This is a genomic window from Yeguia hominis (genome assembly GCF_014384705.1).
In the GTDB taxonomy this organism is placed as follows: Bacteria; Bacillota; Clostridia; order Oscillospirales; family Acutalibacteraceae; genus Yeguia; species Yeguia hominis.
Map to the genome: position 1 here is coordinate 101,059 of NZ_JACRSN010000008.1, position 18,354 is coordinate 119,412.

Below are 18,354 nucleotides of genomic sequence, written 5' to 3' on the forward strand. Positions count from 1 at the left end.
ATTTTAAAAATTCAGAACTTTTTGCCGAATCCTTTAAAAATTTAAGACTGCCGTTTTGCAAGCGCGAGTGCAAGCGCTTTTAAGGGTTCTGTTCCCTCGTGGAATGCTGCAAGCGCATCCACTGCTTCTTCTGTCATCGATTTCACCAGCTCTTCCGCGCGCGATTTTCCTAAAAGCGAAACATACGTGCATTTTTCATGCGCCGCGTCGCTTCCGGTTGCCTTTCCCATCATCTCCGCATCGCCTTCAAGATCCAGAAGATCGTCGACGATCTGGAAGGCAAGTCCCAGCGCCATTGCATACCGCTTTGCCGCGGCAAGCTGCTCTTCGTTGGCACCCGCAACGACACAGCCCATCCGTACCGCAGCATCAATCAGCGCGCAGGTCTTTTCGCGGTCCATTTCCCGGAGCGTTTCGATGGAAATTTTCTTTCCCTCTGCAAGCAGATCAATCGCCTGACCGCCGCACATTCCGCGGGCGCCTGCGCATTCTGCCAGAATCTGCGCTGCTTTCGCCGCCCGTTCCGCACCGGCGAGCTGCAGAGTTTGCGGACGCAGCATCACGTCAAATGCAAGCGCCTGCAAGGCGTCTCCCGCCACAACGGCAAGGCCTTCTCCGTAAACGCAGTGGTTTGTCGGCCTGCCGCGTCGCATGGCGTCGTCGTCCATACAGGGCAGATCGTCGTGAATAAGTGAATACGTGTGGATCATCTCCACCGCGCACGCAAACGGCAGCGCCGCTTCGGCCTCTCCACCGCACAACCGGCAGAACGCCAGCGTCAAAAGCGGACGCAGACGTTTTCCGCCTGCCATCAGACTGTAGCGCATAGAGGAAAGAATTTCTGTGTGCAGCGGCTCTCCCTGATCTTCCACGTAAGCAGCAAGTTGCGCTTCAATCTTTTGCAAGTCATTTTGATTCCAATCCAGCATGTTCTTCCTCCAGCTTTGTCAGCTCTGTAATTTTCTGCTCCGCCTTTTGCAGTTTCTCATAGCAAAACGCGGAAAGCTTGGTTCCTTCTTCAAACAGTTTCAGAGACTCATCCAGGGACTTCTCTCCATTTTCCAGCGTCCGGACAATTTCCTCCAACTTTTGCATGGCCTCTTCAAATGTCATTGCTTTCGCCATGTTGCGCCTCCTTTTCGACTGATACAACCTTGCATTCAGCTTTTCCACCGGAAAGCAGCACCGCAATCCGGTCGCCCGGAAAGAGCGTTTCGATTTTCCGTACGGCCGCGCCCGATTTTGTCACAACCGCATATCCGCGCCGCAGAACTTTTAACGGACTCATTGCATCCAGTCTGCCCGCAAAATCGGCAAGTTCCGTTTCCGCATTGGACAGGCGTTCTTTTGCCGCGTGCGCAAACCGTGCAGAAAGATGATCCGCCGCCAGCCGGCGCGTCTCAATGAGTTCCGCCGGATCCCGCATTACGCGCGTTCCGGTAAGCTGCGCGAGCCGGTCTTGCCCGGCGCGCACCAGCAATCGAATTCGATCATGCAGACCGGCGTGAAGCGCTGCAAGCTGGAGCGCCTCCTCGCTGATCTCCGGTGTCACCAGCTCTGCCGCAGCCGAAGGCGTCGGAGCACGGAGATCCGCAGCGAAATCGCAGATCGTAAAATCCGTTTCATGTCCGACAGCTGAAACGACCGGGATTTCCGAAGCCGCCACCGCCCGGGCAACTGCTTCCTCGTTAAATGCCCACAAATCCTCCATCGATCCGCCGCCGCGGCCGACGATCAGCACATCTGCTGCATGACAGGCGTTAAACCGCCGAATCGCTTCTGCAATCTGCGGTGCCGCGCCGTCGCCCTGCACGAGAACCGGACAAAACACCACTTCCGCCACCGGCCACCGCCGTGCGAGAATTTGCAGAATGTCCTGTACCGCCGCGCCGGTCGGAGAGGTGATCACGCCGATGCGTTGCGGGTACTGCGGCAAAGGCCGTTTGCGTTCCGCCTGAAAGAGCCCTTCTTTGGCAAGTTTTTCTTTCAGCTGTTCAAATGCGAGATTCAGCGCACCGAGTCCTTCGGGCTGCATTTCCTCCACATAAAATTGGTACTGGCCGCCCTGTTCATAAAGCGCCGCTCTTCCACGGACAATCACCTGCATACCGTCCTTCGGCGCAAAGCGCAGACGGCGCGCGGCGGAAGCAAACATTACCGCCTTTATGGCGCTTTTGCTGTCTTTGAGAGAAAAATACAGGTGTCCGGAACGATAGTGATTGGTAAAGTTGGAAATTTCTCCGCTGAGAAAGACTTCCTGCAAATTTGGATCTCCATCCAAGATGGATTTTACATATCGGTTTAACTGCGATACAGTCAGGATATCGGGTGTTCCGCGATACATGGCGGCATCCTCCTTTCCAGTGCAACCGACGCAAGTGCTGCAATTCCGGCCGCGTTGTCTGCAGAAAAGGCCGGTTCCGCAAACAATGCGCCGAACCGCTCTGAAAGCGCTTTGCGCAAGATGGAATTGGAGGCCACGCCGCCGGCAAATACAACCGGCAAATCGCCGTGCTGCCGGAGCAGCGCTTCGCACATACCGCGCAAGGCAGCCAAAATTGATTCCAGACAATACCGCGCAATGTACTCTTGGGGCGCGTCCTTTTCTCTAAGCTGTCTGCACTGATTTTCAAGGCCCGAAAGAGAACAGTCCGCACCGCGCAGCACCGGCCGAACCCGCACCGGTTCTTCCCAGCGCAAGGCAAGCTGCTCCAGCGCCGGGCCGCATGGAAACGGCAGTCCCAAAAGCAATCCGCAGCGGTCCACAGCTTGTCCCGCTTTTAAATCCAGCGAAGCCGCCGCAAGCGCGGCGGTAAACAACCTGTCTCCGCCCGGTGTCGCCAAAACCGCTTCTGTTGTACCGCCGGAAACATGGAAAGCCAGAAACGGCTTGTTAAGGAGATCCATTCTGCGAGCAGAATACAACGCCGCGGCAATATGACCGGCTTGATGGGAAAACCGGTAAAGCGGCACGCCCATCGACTGCGCAAGCATTCTTGCAGCTCCAACCCCTGTCAAAAAGCAGGGCATATAAGAACCCTCCGCATCCCGCGGACGATCGGAAACACCGACTGTCTCCGGCTTTTCTTGCAGAAAAGGAGAAAGCACGTCAGGCAGCTGCCTGACATGCTGAAATACGGCGTCACTCTGCCGCAAGCCCGCTTCTCCCTCTTTTACGGAAAGCAATTGCTTTTTTTGCAAAATACCGGATTCTGTATAAAAGGCCGCAGAGGTTGTATAGTTACTGGTATCGATTCCCAGAGCCGCCTTAGTCATGATCTGTATGCAGCTCCTTCGCAACCGTAGAAAGGACGCCGTTGACAAACGGCGCATCCTCTGTGTCTCCGTAGAGCTTTGCCAGCTCCACCGCCTCGTTGATCGAAACACTGACCGGAATTTCTGTCTCGTAACACATTTCATAAATGGCCAAACGCAAAATAGAGAGCGTCACTTTGGAAAGGCGATCGATTGTCCATCCACGGATATTCCGGGAAATCTTTTCGTCGATCTCGGCCTCATTTTGTTCCACTCCAGACGCCAGAGAAGCGGAGAACGTCGGAATGACACATTCCCGCACATCCTCCGCGCCGTCGATCACCGCCGCAACTGATTCTCCTGTGACGCTGCGTTCAAATCCGATTGCAAAGGCAATCTCGCGTTCTTCCCGTCTTTTCATAATTCCTCCCTCGCTGCGCCGGATGGTTATCCGCACACAGGCTCTGGCTTTTTTCCCGAACCCGCTTTGCACGCCGGGAAACATCCTTTTATGTATAGTAGCAAATCATGCGATTCTTTTCAGGTGCAATGCAGGATGCACTTTCCGACTCTTCGTTCCGCTTAATGATGCGCAAACATGCCGAAAGCAGCCGCCAAATCCTACACGGCACCGCAAAAAGAGCCATGCGCTCTTTTTTTAATGTTCTGAAGCTTCAAAGCGCCAGCTTTGTCTGGGTAGCGTTCGCTGCCCGCTGCGCACAGGCGCAGTGTGCTTCAAGGTTATTATACCACAAAACCAGCTTTTAACAAGTAGGAGTTTCCCGGATCTTTCCTTCAGTCGACCTCAATAATCTTAATTTTATCATATGCAAGATCGGTCTGCCCGCGGACAATATCCTTAATCACAACAGCATCGTTCGGCTGGGCAGTTTCAATCATCACCATGATATTGCACTCCCCGTTTTCGAGCATTGCCACACAGTCCTCATACCCTTTTGCCTTAATCAGATTTTCAATGTTATCCTCCTGTAAAATTGCATCTGCAATTTCCGCAGCCTTTTCTGCAGCAGCTTTCAGCTCTTCACTGCTGGCATCACCCTCTTTCAGGAAATCCTCCAGCAGTTCCGTTGCGCTGTCCCGGGCCTGTTGACGGGAAAGGCGTGCCTCTGCAAGCGTTGCCGAATGGATTTTTCCGGCCGTACTTGCTGTTTCCGGCTCAGTTCCGCTTTCCGCCGTCGACTCCTCCGGTGCCTGGGAAAGCGCCGATTCTTCCAGTGTTTCCCCGGAAGCGTTCACCAGCTGTGCCTGCCCGTATTCCTTTTCCGATGTCAGAGCATCCGTCGCGACCAGCTTTTGATCTCCGGAAAAGACCCAGTTGAGATACACTGCCGCTCCCAAAGCCAAAACCAAGGAAGCCAAAACCAATTGCCGTTTTCCGATCTTCATACGATATGCCTCCCGTAAATTTTCAATTTGCACACAATACGCACACCCGCGCCGACGAAATATGCAGCACCGTTGTCAGCGCGTCAATAATACTCTGCCGGATTTCTGTTTCATCCCCCCTCGGACACACAACCACAACTCCCTTTACGACCGGCTCGAGTTCCGTAACCGCCAGCGCCGTCTGGGAACCATCCGCCTTTTTCACCAGAATATAGGTGGTCTCCGTATCATCGGACTGCTTTTCCCCGGCAGATTCCGTGCTCTTTTTCTGTTCCGTGGCGTAAACCTGCTCGGTACCGCGCTCCATGGTCAGAATCACCTGTGCGCCGCTCTGTCCGGTAATTACATCGACCATACCACAAAGTTTTTCCTCCAGTTGCTGCGCATAGGTGGTCACAGACGCCGGTTCCGAATTTTCGATTTTTTCCTCTTTTTGGGTTTTCCCAAAAAAGCCGGAAAGGAAAATCAGAACAATTCCCGCTAATCCAAATATCACCACCCATTTCCGCCATTTTTCGGGATCTGAGATCCACTTAAAAAACGTCTTCTCCTGTTTCTCCTGCGCCATCTACCGTTACCTCCGCTCGGATTCCAAGCGCGCTTTCCAGACGCGCCGCTGCGGAAAGGCACATCCCCGCATTTTCCCGCGGCAGGACTACCACAATCCTGTTTATTACTATGCGCCCGTCCTCTCCAATATCCGTCTTTACATCCATTTTTTGATACGCAAGCCCCTGCTGGGCAAGTTCTGCCGCAACAAGACTCTTCAAGTTTACGGAAAGCGCCTCTGTGATCTGCGTATCCACAAGCTCCTCAAACTGTGCCTGCGCCGCCCCGCTTTGAAAGGCTCGCAGCTCCTGCGAAAAATCTGACTGCAGTAGTGCTGACAGCGGTGAGAGAAAGCTCAAAACCGCAAATGCTGCAAGTACCATCCGAAACACACGATCCATGGAACCGCTCGGCGAGAAATACTGCAACAAGGCTGCAACTAGCACCGCGCTGCATACCGCTGCCGCCCAAACTTGAACCGCATTCATCCTCCACCACCTCCTGTAATCACCAAAACAGAAGAAACCGTCAGCACGACAAGGCAGCATAAAATCACAGAAATCAGAATTCCCATTGTTTTTCCTGCGGCCCGCAGTACCGAGGCAAGTTCCGTCAGGGAAAACAGCTCCCCCATTCCTGCACAAATCTGGCAGGTTAAAATCCAAAGCAGACAACGCAGCAGCACCGGCAGAAAAATCACCGCGCCCGCCAGCAGTGCAAACGCACCCACACCGGACTTGAGCAGCTTGACACAGCCCTGTACTGTCGTCACCGCATCCCCCAATGCGCCGCCGACCACCGGCACAAAGCTGCTGACCATAAATTTTGCTGTTTTAACACTTGCAGCGTCTGCGGCAGAGGTCAAAAAGCTCTGCATTCCCAGCACCGCAGAAAATACGGTCGTGGCAAATCCCAAAATCCATTTGACCACCTGGGAAAACCCATCGCAAATGCCTTTCAACCGAATTTGCGGAGAAATTCCTGAAACCAGGGAAAACGCCAAAAAAAGATTGAGCAGCGGGACAATGAGCGTCGAAGCAGCAATCGAAATGCCGTTTCCTGCACCCAGCATCAGAAAGCTGTAGGAGGTCGCGGCTGTCGGCTGTCCACCGGCCGCAAGCAATCCCGCCAGTACCGGCACACAGGCAAGCGTAAAAACCGCTGCTCCGTCAATCACCTTGGCCGCATCGGCAATACATGCGGTCAGCGGAAGGATCAGCGTCGTGCAGACGCAGAGCGTTCCGACCAGCGTCATGGTGCCGCTGAGCGGCCGTCCGGAGAAATCGGCGCCTGAAACCAGCGCACACAGCAAAATCACCCCGATCATTCCGGCTGCCGAGCGCAGCGGCGCAGTTGCCGCATCCGCAGCGGTGGAGCCGATTTCCGCAAGGAGGGTCTCTGCATTCAAATTCTGCAGCTCTGTGAGATCCGCTCCGGAAACCCCCAGCCGATCCATGGACCCCTGCGTATCCTCCGGCAATGCACCGAAGAGTTCTCCGGCACCGCTTTCTTCATATTGCTCCGCATAGATTTCATCCGGCGACAGTCCCGGTTCCGTCTGCGCCGCCAGCACGGAACCGTTCCCGAAAAGCAAGCAGAAAAGCACCGCAAAACAACATCTGCACAGGTGTTTTGAAATTCGTGTTCTCTTCATTTTGAAGCTCCTGTTAACGAAAGCACCGCTTCCGCAATCTCTTCAAACAGCGGCAGTGCCAGCAGCACCACTGCAATCCTGCCCGCAAATTCCACGCGCGACGCCAGCGCCTTTTCTCCGGCATCCAAACAGGCGTCTGCGGAAAACTGGGTCAAAAGGCATACCCCGAGCGCTTTGAACACAATGAGCAGATAGCCGCCGTCTACAGAGGAAAGCAGCGAATAGAGTTCCGACACGGCGGGTGCAACTGAACGCAAAATTTCCACGGTAATCAGGATTCCCGCCGCCACACCGGTCAAAATCGCATATTCTGCATGGTAGCGGCGCAGCATCGCACAGAGTGCCGCCGCCACAACCGCAATTCCTGCTGCTGCCAAAATATTCATAGGCCGAACACGGATTTCACCGTTGAAAACAGGGTGTCAATTTCCTGGATGACCATCATCAGCACGACAATGAGCCCTGCCAATGTCGTCATCATTGCCTGCTCTTCCCTGCCGGAACGGATCAAAAGCTGATTGAGCACCGCAACAATAATGCCGATTGCTGCAATTTTAAAAATCAAATCCACATCCATCGCTTTTCCGTCCCTTCTTTTTACATCACCAGCAGCCCCAGCACCGCGCCAGCGCTGATTCCGAGCGTCACATACAGCTTCGACTTCTGCGTCTGTTCTGTCCGTGCCTGCCGCAGCAGGAATTCCAGTTTTTCGGCATAAAGCGTACAATGCGCAATTTGTCCCTCCACGTCACTGACGCCGAGGCCTTCGCCAAATTCTCGGAGCAGCATGCGGTCCTGTTTGGGAACCGGCGCCGTTTGGGAAGCCCGCTGCCATGCCTGCGGAAACGGAGTTCCCTGTTCCAGAAGTGCTGCACAGGCTTGCAGCCACTTCGATTCTTCGGCATGCTGCCGGATTAAAGACGCCAAAGGTGCAGCCGAAAAGCGGATTTCCGTACAGAGCATCTGTAAAAACGCCCGGAAGCGTTCCAACTCCTCAACCCGCTGCGCGAGCCGAAGCGCCCTGCTCCAGCCGATGCACGCACACGCCGCGATCACCATCAGAATCCCTACGGTTTTCAAGCAAATCCCCCGCTTTCATCCACCGGATGATTTTTCCCGGTGCAGCACGGCCATCCATCAGCGCCACGGTCTGAAACGCACCGGTTTGCAGAAGCGCTGCTGCCTGCGGACGGCAGAGCAATTCCTGTACCGATCCCGCGTGCAGGCTGGCAATAACAGAAACGCCGGCGTACAGCGACTCCAAAACGGCTTCAACCTCTCCGGCACCGCCAAGTTCGTCGCAAATCAGGAATTCCGGAGAAAGCACCCGTATCGCCTGCAGCATGCCTTCCTGTTTGGGATATCCATCCAACACATCACAGCAAGGCCCGAGATCGTTTTGCGGCTCGCCTTCCCAGACGCCCGCAAATTCTCCCCGTTCGTCGATTACCGCAACCTTTTTCCGTGCTTCGGAAAGCTGGCGCGCCAGATCCCGCAAGACTGTCGTCTTGCCGCAGCACGGCGGCCCGGCAAGCAGCAGGCCGCCCAAAAGCGCTTCTCCCTTGACGACCAGCGCATCCGCCGCGCCCCGAATTTCGCGTGCAATTCGCAGATTAATAGAGGAAATGTTGCGAATTCCGGAAATTTTCCCCTGGCTGAGGACCGCCGTTCCACAGATTCCCGCGCGGTGTCCGCCCCGAAGCGCGATATAGCCGTTTTGAATTTCACTTTGATGGCTATATACAGAAAATGAGCAAAGCTGCCGAAACAACGTTTCCAAAATCGGCCTGTCCGTAAAAAAGCAACCCGGCGTCACCGTATGAACCAGTTCCCCACGGCCCGTTAAAAAAAGAATTTTTCCGGGCAAGCTCAGCGCGATGGGTTTGCCCGCCCGAAATCGGATTTCCTGCACATCCCGCTTCACACTCTGCGGAACAGCAAGCAGCATCGGTGCAAGCGGGCCACAGGCTGCCGCTGCCGAATCAAATCGCAGTTCCATTTTCACATCTTCCTTTTCCTTATTCTCAGTTGTCCCGGTTTTTCATCAGCAGCAACTGCTGTTTGGGTCTTGGGCGCAGCGTTCTGGGTTCGCGTTGCCGCAACCATCCGGTACAACCCTAGTTTCATGTGTATGGACAAGGCCGCCGCTTTATGCCTAAAAAAGCGGCATGCAATTTGAGTTCCGCGGAATTGCTGCCGCAACTCAAATTCCATTTCTTGAAAAAATGCGCTAAAAGCAGCAAAAAGCCCGCTATGGAATCGTTCCACAGCGGGCTTTTCACCTATTCTAAAGGGCATCCGAGTCCGGATCCTTTTCGGCATCGAAAGCTTTTTATTTTTAAGGCCAAGTCCCGGCATTCTATAAAAGTGTGTCTTACACGGAACATCCGGCGAAAAAGAAAAATTCCGCCGAAAGGCCGGCGGTGCGCGTCACGCAGCAGCGGCACGCGTTTTAAGGGCATCGGGGCATCGCCGCAGCAGGCGTGATTTTTGCGAAAGAGGAGGGAGCGTGGAATAACACTGTTTTTTATACAATCATTTTATGCAATAAAAAATCGGAACGAGCATAACTCGTTCCGACGTGGTGGGCCATCAGGGACTCGAACCCCGGACCGACCGGTTATGAGCCGGGAGCTCTAACCAACTGAGCTAATGGCCCGCATAATACTGCTCCGAAAATTATAATATGTTTTTTCCGATTTTGCAAGCCTTTTTTTCAATGTCCGGAATCGAGAAGTCCAAACTGTACTCTGCAAAGCCGTTTGCCGCTTTTTGTCCGGAAAATTTTCCGGTAGGCCGACTCTATTGCCTGCAGGCTGGCCTGTCCCTCATAAAGGTTCACAAGAAAATCCGCCTCAACCAGGATCTGATGATCCCGCTCCGTAATCGCGTTATAGGTATGATGATGGGCAATCAGCCAGCAAATCCGGTCGCATTCCGCGTCCGAGTATCCAGCTTTGCGCAGCAGCGGCATCGCCTCTGCCGGGCCTTCCTGTTCCTGGTGCTTTCCGTCTGAGTCTCCATACTTTTCGAGACTTCTCCGGATTCCAATATCGTGGACAATGGCAGCTGCTTCCAAAATCTGCTGTTCCTGTGCAGGAAGCTGCTCCAGCATACCAAGTTCTTTCGAAAATGCATAAACTTTTAAAAAATGCTGAATTCGCTGCGGACACCCCGCATCATAGTCCACCATTTCGCTGATTAACGCCGTATTCCGCACGAATTTCGCCTCCTAAATCGCAATGGAACTGTATTCATTATACACCTGAATCCGCGCGCTGTAAACCCTATAGAAATTTTAGAAACGCCAGTGCAATCAGCAAAATTCCGCTCAGCCAGGAAAGATTCACCGAGCTTTTTCGCGAAAGACGGTTGCCTAAAATACTTCCGCCCATAACCGCCGCTGCGCCGATCGCCAGAGACAGTACGAGCACCTGGATGCCGTTTATCGCATGCATTGCGGCGCCTAAGCCCACCGCCAGCCCGTCCAGAGAAAGCGCCACTGCAAGAGAGGCCGCTTCTGCCGGACTCAGCGTTTTAGAAGCATCGACATCTGCTTTTTTGGGGTCCGCATAAACCCGAAGAATGAAATTAAGATTTAAAAAGGAAAAGGAAACTTTTTTCTGTACCTGCCGGCCGCTGCGGATATAGGCTTTTATCGCACTGTCGCATAGTTTTTCTGTTCCAAGAATCAAAAGAATCGCAAAGCACAACGCGCCTGTCAGTCTGACCGGAAGGACATTCTTCAGCAGAGAGCCCAAAAACAGGGAAATTGCCAAAATGCCGGTACTGATTCCGTTTATGACGAGCATAGAGGAAACCGGGATTTGAATCCGGTCGGTTCCGTAAGCAAAGCTTGCAGCAAAGGCATCCAGAGAAAGCGCAAAGACCAAAAGCGCCGCTTCCGGCAAGCCCTGTAAGACTCCGTCCATTGCACCGCCGCCTTTCCCAAAATGCCTTCTATCGCATTCTATGCCGCTCCGGCTATTTGGTGCCAAAAAGTGCGGAATTTTAAAAAACAATCCAAAAAGTTCCGCCTGAACGAGACAAGATCGTAAAGCCGTTTTGAAATCTTAATTATCTATTAAAATTGAAAAAAAATCCTTTCCCTTTGCAACATTTGCGGTATAATAGGGGTGTTTCTGTTATAATGATATTTTTGCTTTGCTGACGAAAGGGGAAATCGCAAATGACCCGCAATGTACTCGAATATCTGGAGTCCCGGGCAGCAAAAGCGCCGGACAAGCCCGCAGTGACGGACGGGCAGATAGAGCTTTCCTACGGAGAATTGCTCTTGCGCAGCCAGAAAATTGGCAGCGCTCTTGCGGAAAAGAATTGCCAGAACCGGCCGGTTGCCGTCTTTTTGGAAAAGGGCGTCCCCGCGCTGTGTACCTTTTTCGGCGCAGTTTATGCAGGCGCATTCTATTCTTCGCTCAATCCGGAATTGCCGGACGTTCGTCTGACGCAAGTGCAGTCTGTTCTGGATGCTGCGGTCATTGTGACCGATCGCGACCTTCTCCCCCGGGCGCAGGCGCTGTTTCCGGACGCACAGATTCTCCTGGAAGAAACGCTCTCTACCGCTCCGGTCGCACATGCCTGCTTGCAAAAAATCCGAGCACAGGCACTTGACACGGATCCGCTTTATGTGAACTTCACCTCCGGATCCACCGGAACCCCAAAGGGCATTGTCGTCGGTCACCGCTCTGTAATCGACTTCATGGAGTGCTTCACCGATTTGTTCTCTATCACCGAAACAGACGTCATTGCCAATCAGGCGCCGTTTGATTTTGATGTTTCCGTCAAAGACATCTATTCTGCAATCAAAACCGGCGCCATGCTCGTCATCGTACCGAGACGCCTGTTCTCTGCGCCGGTTGAACTGCTGGATTTTCTGTGTGAACATCGCGTCACCACCATGATCTGGGCAGTCTCCGCGCTGTGCCTGATCAGCACTTTCCACGGTCTGGATTACAAGACGCCGCAAACGGTAAACAAGGTTCTGTTCAGCGGCGAGGTCATGCCGCTGCGGCATCTGCGCTCCTGGATGGAGCATCTGCCAAAGGCGCGCTTTGTCAATCTATACGGTCCGACTGAAATCACCTGTAACTGTACCTATCACGAAATTGACCGCACACGGGACTACGCTTCGGGGATTCCTATCGGCAGCGCCTTCCCCAACGAAGATGTTTTTCTGCTCGACGCGGAAGAGCATCGCATTACTTCCCCGGACACGCCCGGAGAGCTTTGCGTGCGCGGATCCTGTCTTGCGCTGGGGTATTACCGCGCGCCAAAGCAAAACGAGACGGTTTTTGTCCAAAATCCGCTGAACCCCTGTTACCCGGAGCGCATTTACCGTACCGGAGACCTGGGAAAATATAACGCCGACGGAGAACTTCTTTTCTGCGGCCGGAAGGATTTCCAAATCAAATATATGGGACACCGCATTGAACTTGAAGAAATTGAGCGGGCAATGTCCGCGATTCCGGGAATTGAGCGCTGCTGCTGTATTTTTGAAGAAGAAAAAAGCCGGCTCAAGGGCTTTTACATCGGAACCATTGAAAAGAAAGACCTGCACAATGCGCTCAAGGAAAAACTGCCCGTCTTTATGATTCCCGGCATTCTGCGGCAGGTGGAAGAAATGCCGCTGACGAAAAACGGAAAAATTGACCGCAAAGCGCTCGATGCGATGACAAGAGGTGGGAAACGTTGAATCACACGATTATACAAACCTTGCTGAAAACCGAAAAAGGGTCTTTTTATGCGTTTGATATCGGGATTTTAAAAAACCGGGTCCGATGGATTGCCGGTCACTTGCCAAAACAGGTCGATTTATGCTACGCTGTAAAAGCCAATCTCTTTTTGGCGAAAGAGCTCGAAAATCAGGTTGCTCGCTTTGAAGTATGCTCTCCCGGCGAGGCTGCTGTTTGCCGGACACTCGGAATTCCTTCTGAAAAGATCGTCGTTTCCGGCGTTTACAAGACGCCGTCCGTCATGGCGGAGATGCTTGCCGACCCCGCATTTTGCCCGGTCTATACCATCGAATCGTTGGAGCAGTATGCGCTGCTTTCCCGTCTTGCCAAAGAGAACGGACGCCAAATTTCGGTTCTGCTCCGGCTGACAAACGGCAGCCAGTTCGGCATGAACGAAGAAGACATCTTTGCGCTTGTCCGCCAGACAGAAAACGATTCGCCGCTGCGGATTCTGGGCCTGCAGTTTTTCTCCGGTACACAAAAGCAGTCGGTGAAAAAACTCCGGCGCGAACTGGCAGCGCTCGACGCCTTATTGCTCCGGCTCAAGACGGAACTCCAGTTCACCGCCGAAGAGCTTGAATTCGGAACCGGTTCGCCGGTTGTCTACTTTGAAGGCGAAACATTTGACGAAGAAGCTTACTTTGCCGCGCTCTCGGAGACGCTTTGCGAAATGCAGTTTGCAGGAAAAATCACGCTGGAGCTCGGACGGAGTATTGCCGCTTCCTGCGGATTTTACTTTACCCCGGTTGTGGACTGCAAAACGAATCACGGGCAAAACTATGCGCTCGTAGACGGCGGCATGCATCATATCGCCTATTTCGGGCAGTACATGGCCATGAAACGCCCGTTTCTGTCCGTCTGCGGCAAAGAGGGTCTCCCGCCCGATGCAGAATGGACCATCTGCGGTTCGCTCTGCTCGATGAACGATCTGCTTGCAAAGCAAGTCCTGCTGCCTGCCCTGCAGGTTGGGGACGTTCTCCGCTTTGAAAACACGGGTGCTTACTGTGTAACGGAAGGAATCTCTCTCTTTTTAACAAGGGAACTTCCCGCCGTTTATCTCATTTTGGAAAACGGCGAAATTTTGAAAGTACGCAGTACGATACAAACTGCGGCATGGAACACGCCGCAATACGGAAAGAAAGGATTTTGAACATGGAACGACTGATTGAAATTTTGGAAGACATCCACCCCGACATTGATTACGCCACCTGCACGGATCTGATCGATGGGCATCGCCTGGATTCCTTATCGATTATTTCGCTCGTGGCAGAGCTTGAAGATGAATATGACATCACGATCCCGGCCGTCGAAATCATTCCGGCAAACTTCAACTCTGCTGCAGCAATTCTCAAAATGGTAGAACGTCTGCAAGAGGACGAATAAGATGGCCGATCTCCTGAAATTCGCCCTGAATTTTCGCGTTACCGCGCTGACCTCTTATTTTTCCATTGCATATCTGGGAATTTTTCTGCCGGTTGCACTCATCGTTTACCGTATTCTGCCGCAGAAATTGCGGCGGTATTTTATGCTGGTTGCAAGTTATGGGTTCTTTTGGCTGATCAGCGGGAAACTTGTCGCTTTTTTGTTTCTTTCCACGCTCTCCATTTATCTTTGCGGGCTTTGGCTCGGTCAGCTGCAGGCAAAACGCAGTGCGCGTGCAAAGGAACTGCCGAAAGAAGAAAAGAAAGCGCTGAAGAAACGATATCTCACCTATCAGCGGTGGGTTCTGTTCCTGGCGGCGCTGATCAATCTCGGCATTTTGCTGACGCTCAAATACAGCGCGTTTTTCCTTTCGAACGTCAACGCGCTTCTGCATACCATGCGCACATCGGCTGTCCTTCCCATTCCCAAATTTGTCATGCCGATTGGAATTTCGTTTTATACCATGCAGGCAATCTCTTATGTATTTGACGTCTATCACGGCGTGATCAAAGCGGATCGGAATTTTGCACGGCTCGCCCTTTTCATGAGCTTTTTTCCGCAAATCGTCGAAGGCCCGATTTGCCGGTATGCGCAGACTGCCGAACAGCTCTGGGCCGCGCCGCAAATCAAATTTGCAAATTTCACCTCCGGCCTGCAGCGAATTCTGTTTGGCATGATGAAAAAGCTTGTGATTGCGGATCGGCTCAATCCGATGATCACGGAAATTTTTAAGAACTACGCAAATTATAACGGCGGTGTCGTGGCGCTCGGCGCAATCGCATACACCTGCCAGCTCTACATGGATTTTTCCGGCACGATGGATGCTGTGATCGGTACGGCGGAAATTTTCGGCGTCACCATGCCGGAAAACTTTGCGCGCCCGTTCTTTTCCAAAAGCATCTCCGAGTTCTGGAAACGGTGGCACATCACGCTCGGCACCTGGTTTAAAGATTATATCTTTTATCCGGTCACCATGTCCGGCCCGATGAAAAAACTGACTTCAGCGGCACGCAAAAAGGTCGGCAATCACTTCGGACCGCTTGCCGCAGGCGCGGTTGCGCTCTTCTGCGTATGGTTCTGTAACGGACTCTGGCACGGCGCAGCGTGGAGCTATATTTTCTTTGGTATGTATCATTTTGTCCTGATTCTCTCCGGCAATATGATCGAGCCGCTTGCCGGAAAAGTACTAAAGGCGCTCCACATTGAACGGGACCATTTTCCCTATCGGTGCTTTCAAATCGTGCGCACAACCTGTCTGGTTGTGATCGGCGAGTTGTTTTTCCGCGCCGAAGGGCTTCAGGCGGGCTTGCAGATGTTCGGAAAGATGGTCACAGACTTCTCTTTTTCCACCTTGAATGCACAGGCCTTAGAAGCGTTTAACCTGGATTTTTATGATATTGCGATCGTGCTCTTTACCGTCGCTGTCATTTTTGTCATCAGTATTTTAAACGAAAAAGGGCAGTCCATCCGCGAATGGATCACACACCGTCCGCTGGTTGCCCGCTGGGCGATTTTGTATGCCTGGATCCTGTTCGTTCTGATCTTCGGCGCGTATGGGCACGGATATGTCTCAGTCGACCCGATTTATGCCAATTTTTAGGAGGTTGACCCATGCAAAACACAATGAAAAAGTTCCTGGGATCCCTCTTATTTCTGGCTGGTCTCCTAGGCTTCCTGGCGCTCCTGTCCCCCATTTTTCTTCCTAAGACCAATGCAAAGGAGGCCGGCATGCGAAACGCTTCGGCCGTCGGCGTCTTTGCGGAACCGAAAGACACACTGGACGTTCTGGTTTTCGGAGATAGTGAAACCTATTCCTCGATCTCTCCAATGGAAATCTGGGAAAGCTACGGAATTTCCAGCTATGTCTGCGGAACGCCGTCCCAAAGGCTCAACTATACGGAACAGTTCGTGGAGCAGGTTTTGGAAAACCAGAACCCGAAACTTGTGGTTCTGGAAACCAATGCGATTTTCCGCCGGATTTCGTTTGCGCGGACGGTCAAATCCAAAGCGGAAACTGCTTTCCCCATCTTTCTTTATCATGACAGATGGAAATCTCTTACCGCCGAAGATTTTTCGTTCGGTCCGACCCAGTATCTTTACAGAGAACCGGATCGTGGATTCCGCTTCTTCACGCAAACAGAATCCGCAACCAAAAAAGCACAGAAAAAATATATGAAGCCCAGCGAAAAGAAGGAAAAAATCCCCGGAAACAACGCAGAATACGTTGCGCAGATCGCGCAGCTCTGCAAGGATCACGGCGCAGAGTTTATGCTTCTGAGCACGCCAAGCACAAAGAACTGGAACTACAAACGGCACAACACGATTGCCGCGCTTGCGGAATCGCTCGATATTGAGTATCTGGATATGAACCTGTTACAGGATGAATTAAAAATCAACTGGAACACCGATACACGGGATCGAGGCGATCATCTGAATTATTTTGGCTCTAAAAAAGCCACGGCTGTCTTCGGAAACTATCTGCATGATCTCGGCATTTTGCCGGATCACCGCGGTGAAGAAGCCTACTCGCAGTGGGATATCGATTTGAAGAATTATCACAAAGAAATTGAAACTGCACTTGCCACGGAAGGAATGGACGGAACCGCCGGCGGCGAAGTCAAGCAAAATCCCTGAAGTCAAGCAAACCCCTTTCATCACAAAACACCTGATGCCGGAAACCGGTGTCAGGTGTTTTTGCATCTGCCAGAATGTCACGGGATGCCTAAGCTTGTTCGGTCGATCTTCTCCCCAAAGTTTTGCGTGTTGTCCCAATCCACGTGCTCTGCATGGTTTCTATCAAGGGATGGGCTGCGGGGCCTTCTCCATTTCTTTTCTGCTGCAAGAGCCCCCGTCAAACGATCCTCCTCCCATTTGAATACAAATCACTTCTATTTTGCCGGGAACACACACCGTATTGGGCTGTTTATTTGTTGTGCGAGGGGAAAATCCTTATGCCCCTTGCAGACGCCGTCTCCGGCGCGCCTGACACGCTTCACGGCACGATGTCTTTTTCCGATGCTCATTCCGCTTTCTGCGCAACCCTCTATCGCGATTTACTTTTTTTACAAAACAAAAAGACTCCAGCAGAACACATTTTTACTGTGTGCCCTTCTGCGGGAGTCTTCTATTTTAAAAAACACTTAGTCTCCAAACATTTCCTTGAGTTTTTGGAAAAACTTGCTGCGTTTTTGATAGTTCTTTTCTTCTGCGCCGTTTGCATCAAATTCCTGCAAGAGCTCTTTCTGCCGGGCCGTCAGGTTTTTCGGTACTTCTACCGTTACCTGCACATACTGGTCTCCGCGGCCACGGCCATTTACATGCGGAATTCCTTTTTTGGCGAGTTTAAAAATGTCCCCCGGCTGAGTGCCTTCATGGATCCGATAGCTGACGCGGCCGTCCAGCGTCGGCACCGTCACCTCAGCGCCCAGAGCGGCCTGTGCAAAGGTGATCGGCATCTCACACCAGACGTCATAGCCTTTCCGCTCAAAAATCGGATGCGGGCGAACATTCACATACACATGCAAATCGCCGCTCGGTCCGCCGTTTGCACCGGCATTGCCCATTCCACTGACATTGAGGATGCCTTCGTTGTCGATTCCTGCCGGAACAGAAATCTCAATGGTCTTCTGTCTGCGCAGATGACCCGTTCCACGGCAATCCGGGCAGGGCTTTTCGATAATTTTTCCGCGGCCCCCGCAGCGGTCACAGCCACGGGAACTCTGGACAACGCCAAATGGGGTACGCTGATTGATCCGGACTTGCCCTGTTCCATTACACTGCGGACAGGTTTTAGGAGAGGTTCCCTTCTCGGCCCCGGTTCCAGAACAGGTTTTGCAGACCTCGATCTGCGGATACGTAATACTCTTTTTGCAGCCCTTCGCCGCTTCTTCAAAGGAAATATTGAGCACGGCTTCCGCATCGCTCCCGCGTCTTGGCGCATTCGGATTGGACTGGCGCCGACCGCCAAATCCGCCACCGAAAAAGCTGTCGAAAATATCCCCGAAATCGACACCGCCAAATCCGCCGCCGAACGGATCGCCGCCACCAGCGCCGCCGCCGAAATTCGGATCCACGCCGGCGTGGCCAAACTGGTCATACCGGGCTTTCTTGTCTTTATCCGAAAGCACCTCGTAGGCTTCGTTGAGTTCCTTGAACTTTGCTTCCGCCGTCTTGTCTCCAGGGTTCAAGTCGGGGTGGTATTGCTTGGCCAATTTTCGATAGGCCTTTTTGATTTCATCGTCCGTTGCATTTTTCGGGATGCCCATGACCTCGTAGTAATCTCTTTTATCTGCCAAACAAAATCACTCCACTTTTCAC

The 18,354-nt window shown here is 52.6% G+C and carries 22 protein-coding genes and 1 tRNA gene; 5 read left to right on the forward strand and 18 right to left on the reverse strand.

The window, feature by feature from the left end; all coding sequences use genetic code 11:
• Positions 1-41 precede the first annotated feature (41 nt).
• From IAG03_RS06900 to ytaF, 17 genes are all read right to left on the reverse strand, one after another.
• Positions 42-929 (reverse strand): polyprenyl synthetase family protein, encoded by an 888-nt coding sequence (locus tag IAG03_RS06900; protein WP_249319368.1) that lies wholly within the window; start codon positions 927-929, stop codon positions 42-44.
• A complete protein-coding gene (gene xseB, locus IAG03_RS06905; RefSeq protein ID WP_249319370.1) occupies positions 907-1,125 on the reverse strand; it encodes an exodeoxyribonuclease VII small subunit in 219 nt (72 codons plus the stop codon). The genes IAG03_RS06900 and xseB overlap by 23 nt, the downstream gene beginning before the upstream one ends.
• Entirely contained in the window at positions 1,103-2,344 is a 1,242-nt protein-coding gene (xseA, locus tag IAG03_RS06910; protein WP_249319372.1) for an exodeoxyribonuclease VII large subunit, read from the reverse strand. The genes xseB and xseA overlap by 23 nt, the downstream gene beginning before the upstream one ends.
• Entirely contained in the window at positions 2,317-3,276 is a 960-nt protein-coding gene (locus IAG03_RS06915; protein WP_249319374.1) for a tRNA (adenosine(37)-N6)-threonylcarbamoyltransferase complex transferase subunit TsaD, read from the reverse strand. Before IAG03_RS06915 ends, xseA begins: the two co-directional genes overlap by 28 nt.
• A complete protein-coding gene (gene nusB / locus IAG03_RS06920) occupies positions 3,269-3,676 on the reverse strand; it encodes a transcription antitermination factor NusB (RefSeq protein WP_249319376.1) in 408 nt (135 codons plus the stop codon). The genes IAG03_RS06915 and nusB overlap by 8 nt, the downstream gene beginning before the upstream one ends.
• Before the next feature lie 374 nt (positions 3,677-4,050).
• Positions 4,051-4,662, reverse strand: coding sequence for a SpoIIIAH-like family protein (locus tag IAG03_RS06925; protein WP_249319378.1), 612 nt, complete (start codon positions 4,660-4,662; stop codon positions 4,051-4,053).
• Between the two features lie 22 nt (positions 4,663-4,684).
• The gene (locus tag IAG03_RS06930) at positions 4,685-5,230 is read right to left on the reverse strand and encodes a stage III sporulation protein AG (protein WP_249319379.1); all 546 of its coding nucleotides are present in this window, start codon (positions 5,228-5,230) and stop codon (positions 4,685-4,687) included.
• Positions 5,196-5,699: a stage III sporulation protein AF gene (locus tag IAG03_RS06935; protein ID WP_249319381.1), complete on the reverse strand. Its 504-nt coding sequence runs from the start codon at positions 5,697-5,699 to the stop codon at positions 5,196-5,198. The genes IAG03_RS06930 and IAG03_RS06935 overlap by 35 nt, the downstream gene beginning before the upstream one ends.
• The gene (locus IAG03_RS06940; RefSeq protein ID WP_249319382.1) at positions 5,696-6,865 is read right to left on the reverse strand and encodes a stage III sporulation protein AE; all 1,170 of its coding nucleotides are present in this window, start codon (positions 6,863-6,865) and stop codon (positions 5,696-5,698) included. Before IAG03_RS06940 ends, IAG03_RS06935 begins: the two co-directional genes overlap by 4 nt.
• Positions 6,862-7,251: a stage III sporulation AC/AD family protein gene (locus tag IAG03_RS06945; protein ID WP_249319384.1), complete on the reverse strand. Its 390-nt coding sequence runs from the start codon at positions 7,249-7,251 to the stop codon at positions 6,862-6,864. The genes IAG03_RS06940 and IAG03_RS06945 overlap by 4 nt, the downstream gene beginning before the upstream one ends.
• On the reverse strand, positions 7,248-7,442 hold the full coding sequence (spoIIIAC, locus tag IAG03_RS06950; RefSeq protein WP_249319386.1) for a stage III sporulation protein AC: 195 nt from the start codon (positions 7,440-7,442) through the stop codon (positions 7,248-7,250). Before spoIIIAC ends, IAG03_RS06945 begins: the two co-directional genes overlap by 4 nt.
• A gap of 20 nt (positions 7,443-7,462) precedes the next feature.
• Positions 7,463-7,945: a stage III sporulation protein AB gene (locus IAG03_RS06955; RefSeq protein ID WP_249319387.1), complete on the reverse strand. Its 483-nt coding sequence runs from the start codon at positions 7,943-7,945 to the stop codon at positions 7,463-7,465.
• Positions 7,860-8,864, reverse strand: a complete 1,005-nt coding sequence (locus IAG03_RS06960; RefSeq protein WP_249319388.1) for a stage III sporulation protein AA — start codon at positions 8,862-8,864, stop codon at positions 7,860-7,862. The genes IAG03_RS06955 and IAG03_RS06960 overlap by 86 nt, the downstream gene beginning before the upstream one ends.
• A 2-nt stretch (positions 8,865-8,866) precedes the next feature.
• Positions 8,867-9,133, reverse strand: coding sequence for a hypothetical protein (locus IAG03_RS06965; protein WP_249319389.1), 267 nt, complete (start codon positions 9,131-9,133; stop codon positions 8,867-8,869).
• A 314-nt stretch (positions 9,134-9,447) separates the two neighbouring features.
• A tRNA-Ile gene (locus IAG03_RS06970) sits at positions 9,448-9,524 on the reverse strand.
• A gap of 57 nt (positions 9,525-9,581) precedes the next feature.
• Complete coding sequence (locus IAG03_RS06975; RefSeq protein ID WP_249319390.1) at positions 9,582-10,085, reverse strand: HD domain-containing protein; 504 nt, start codon at positions 10,083-10,085, stop codon at positions 9,582-9,584.
• Positions 10,086-10,152: 67 nt separating this feature from the next.
• Positions 10,153-10,797, reverse strand: coding sequence for a sporulation membrane protein YtaF (gene ytaF, locus IAG03_RS06980; RefSeq protein WP_249319391.1), 645 nt, complete (start codon positions 10,795-10,797; stop codon positions 10,153-10,155).
• A gap of 257 nt (positions 10,798-11,054) precedes the next feature.
• On the opposite strand from ytaF, the gene IAG03_RS06985 reads away from it, so the two are divergent.
• The 5 genes from IAG03_RS06985 to IAG03_RS07005 all read left to right on the forward strand — a co-directional run bounded on the left by IAG03_RS06985 (position 11,055) and on the right by IAG03_RS07005 (position 16,671).
• Positions 11,055-12,575: an amino acid adenylation domain-containing protein gene (locus IAG03_RS06985; protein ID WP_249319392.1), complete on the forward strand. Its 1,521-nt coding sequence runs from the start codon at positions 11,055-11,057 to the stop codon at positions 12,573-12,575.
• Positions 12,572-13,765 (forward strand): diaminopimelate decarboxylase family protein, encoded by a 1,194-nt coding sequence (locus IAG03_RS06990; protein WP_249319394.1) that lies wholly within the window; start codon positions 12,572-12,574, stop codon positions 13,763-13,765. Before IAG03_RS06985 ends, IAG03_RS06990 begins: the two co-directional genes overlap by 4 nt.
• A gap of 2 nt (positions 13,766-13,767) precedes the next feature.
• The gene (locus tag IAG03_RS06995) at positions 13,768-13,998 is read left to right on the forward strand and encodes a phosphopantetheine-binding protein (RefSeq protein WP_249319396.1); all 231 of its coding nucleotides are present in this window, start codon (positions 13,768-13,770) and stop codon (positions 13,996-13,998) included.
• Between the two features lies 1 nt (position 13,999).
• Complete coding sequence (locus IAG03_RS07000; protein ID WP_249319397.1) at positions 14,000-15,637, forward strand: MBOAT family O-acyltransferase; 1,638 nt, start codon at positions 14,000-14,002, stop codon at positions 15,635-15,637.
• A 128-nt stretch (positions 15,638-15,765) separates the two neighbouring features.
• Positions 15,766-16,671 (forward strand): SGNH/GDSL hydrolase family protein, encoded by a 906-nt coding sequence (locus IAG03_RS07005; protein ID WP_249319399.1) that lies wholly within the window; start codon positions 15,766-15,768, stop codon positions 16,669-16,671.
• 506 nt (positions 16,672-17,177) lie between these two features.
• On the opposite strand, the gene dnaJ is transcribed toward IAG03_RS07005, so the two are convergent.
• The gene (gene dnaJ, locus IAG03_RS07010; RefSeq protein ID WP_283243045.1) at positions 17,178-18,332 is read right to left on the reverse strand and encodes a molecular chaperone DnaJ; all 1,155 of its coding nucleotides are present in this window, start codon (positions 18,330-18,332) and stop codon (positions 17,178-17,180) included.
• Positions 18,333-18,354 lie beyond the last annotated feature (22 nt).

Bases quoted from the DNA above. Each gene is read 5' to 3' on its own strand.
- IAG03_RS06985 (WP_249319392.1), top strand. From the start codon at position 11,055: ATGACCCGCAATGTACTCGAATATCTGGAGTCCCGGGCAGCAAAAGCG.
- IAG03_RS06995 (WP_249319396.1), top strand. From the start codon at position 13,768: ATGGAACGACTGATTGAAATTTTGGAAGACATCCACCCCGACATTGAT.
- IAG03_RS06925 (WP_249319378.1), bottom strand. From the start codon at position 4,662: ATGAAGATCGGAAAACGGCAATTGGTTTTGGCTTCCTTGGTTTTGGCT.
- xseB (WP_249319370.1), bottom strand. From the start codon at position 1,125: ATGGCGAAAGCAATGACATTTGAAGAGGCCATGCAAAAGTTGGAGGAA.
- IAG03_RS06940 (WP_249319382.1), bottom strand. From the start codon at position 6,865: ATGAAGAGAACACGAATTTCAAAACACCTGTGCAGATGTTGTTTTGCG.
- IAG03_RS06930 (WP_249319379.1), bottom strand. From the start codon at position 5,230: ATGGCGCAGGAGAAACAGGAGAAGACGTTTTTTAAGTGGATCTCAGAT.
- spoIIIAC (WP_249319386.1), bottom strand. From the start codon at position 7,442: ATGGATGTGGATTTGATTTTTAAAATTGCAGCAATCGGCATTATTGTT.
- ytaF (WP_249319391.1), bottom strand. From the start codon at position 10,797: ATGGACGGAGTCTTACAGGGCTTGCCGGAAGCGGCGCTTTTGGTCTTT.
- IAG03_RS06945 (WP_249319384.1), bottom strand. From the start codon at position 7,251: ATGAATATTTTGGCAGCAGCAGGAATTGCGGTTGTGGCGGCGGCACTC.
- IAG03_RS06915 (WP_249319374.1), bottom strand. From the start codon at position 3,276: ATGACTAAGGCGGCTCTGGGAATCGATACCAGTAACTATACAACCTCT.
- xseA (WP_249319372.1), bottom strand. From the start codon at position 2,344: ATGTATCGCGGAACACCCGATATCCTGACTGTATCGCAGTTAAACCGA.
- IAG03_RS07005 (WP_249319399.1), top strand. From the start codon at position 15,766: ATGCGAAACGCTTCGGCCGTCGGCGTCTTTGCGGAACCGAAAGACACA.
- IAG03_RS06900 (WP_249319368.1), bottom strand. From the start codon at position 929: ATGCTGGATTGGAATCAAAATGACTTGCAAAAGATTGAAGCGCAACTT.
- IAG03_RS06960 (WP_249319388.1), bottom strand. From the start codon at position 8,864: ATGGAACTGCGATTTGATTCGGCAGCGGCAGCCTGTGGCCCGCTTGCA.
- IAG03_RS07000 (WP_249319397.1), top strand. From the start codon at position 14,000: ATGGCCGATCTCCTGAAATTCGCCCTGAATTTTCGCGTTACCGCGCTG.
- nusB (WP_249319376.1), bottom strand. From the start codon at position 3,676: ATGAAAAGACGGGAAGAACGCGAGATTGCCTTTGCAATCGGATTTGAA.
- IAG03_RS06935 (WP_249319381.1), bottom strand. From the start codon at position 5,699: ATGAATGCGGTTCAAGTTTGGGCGGCAGCGGTATGCAGCGCGGTGCTA.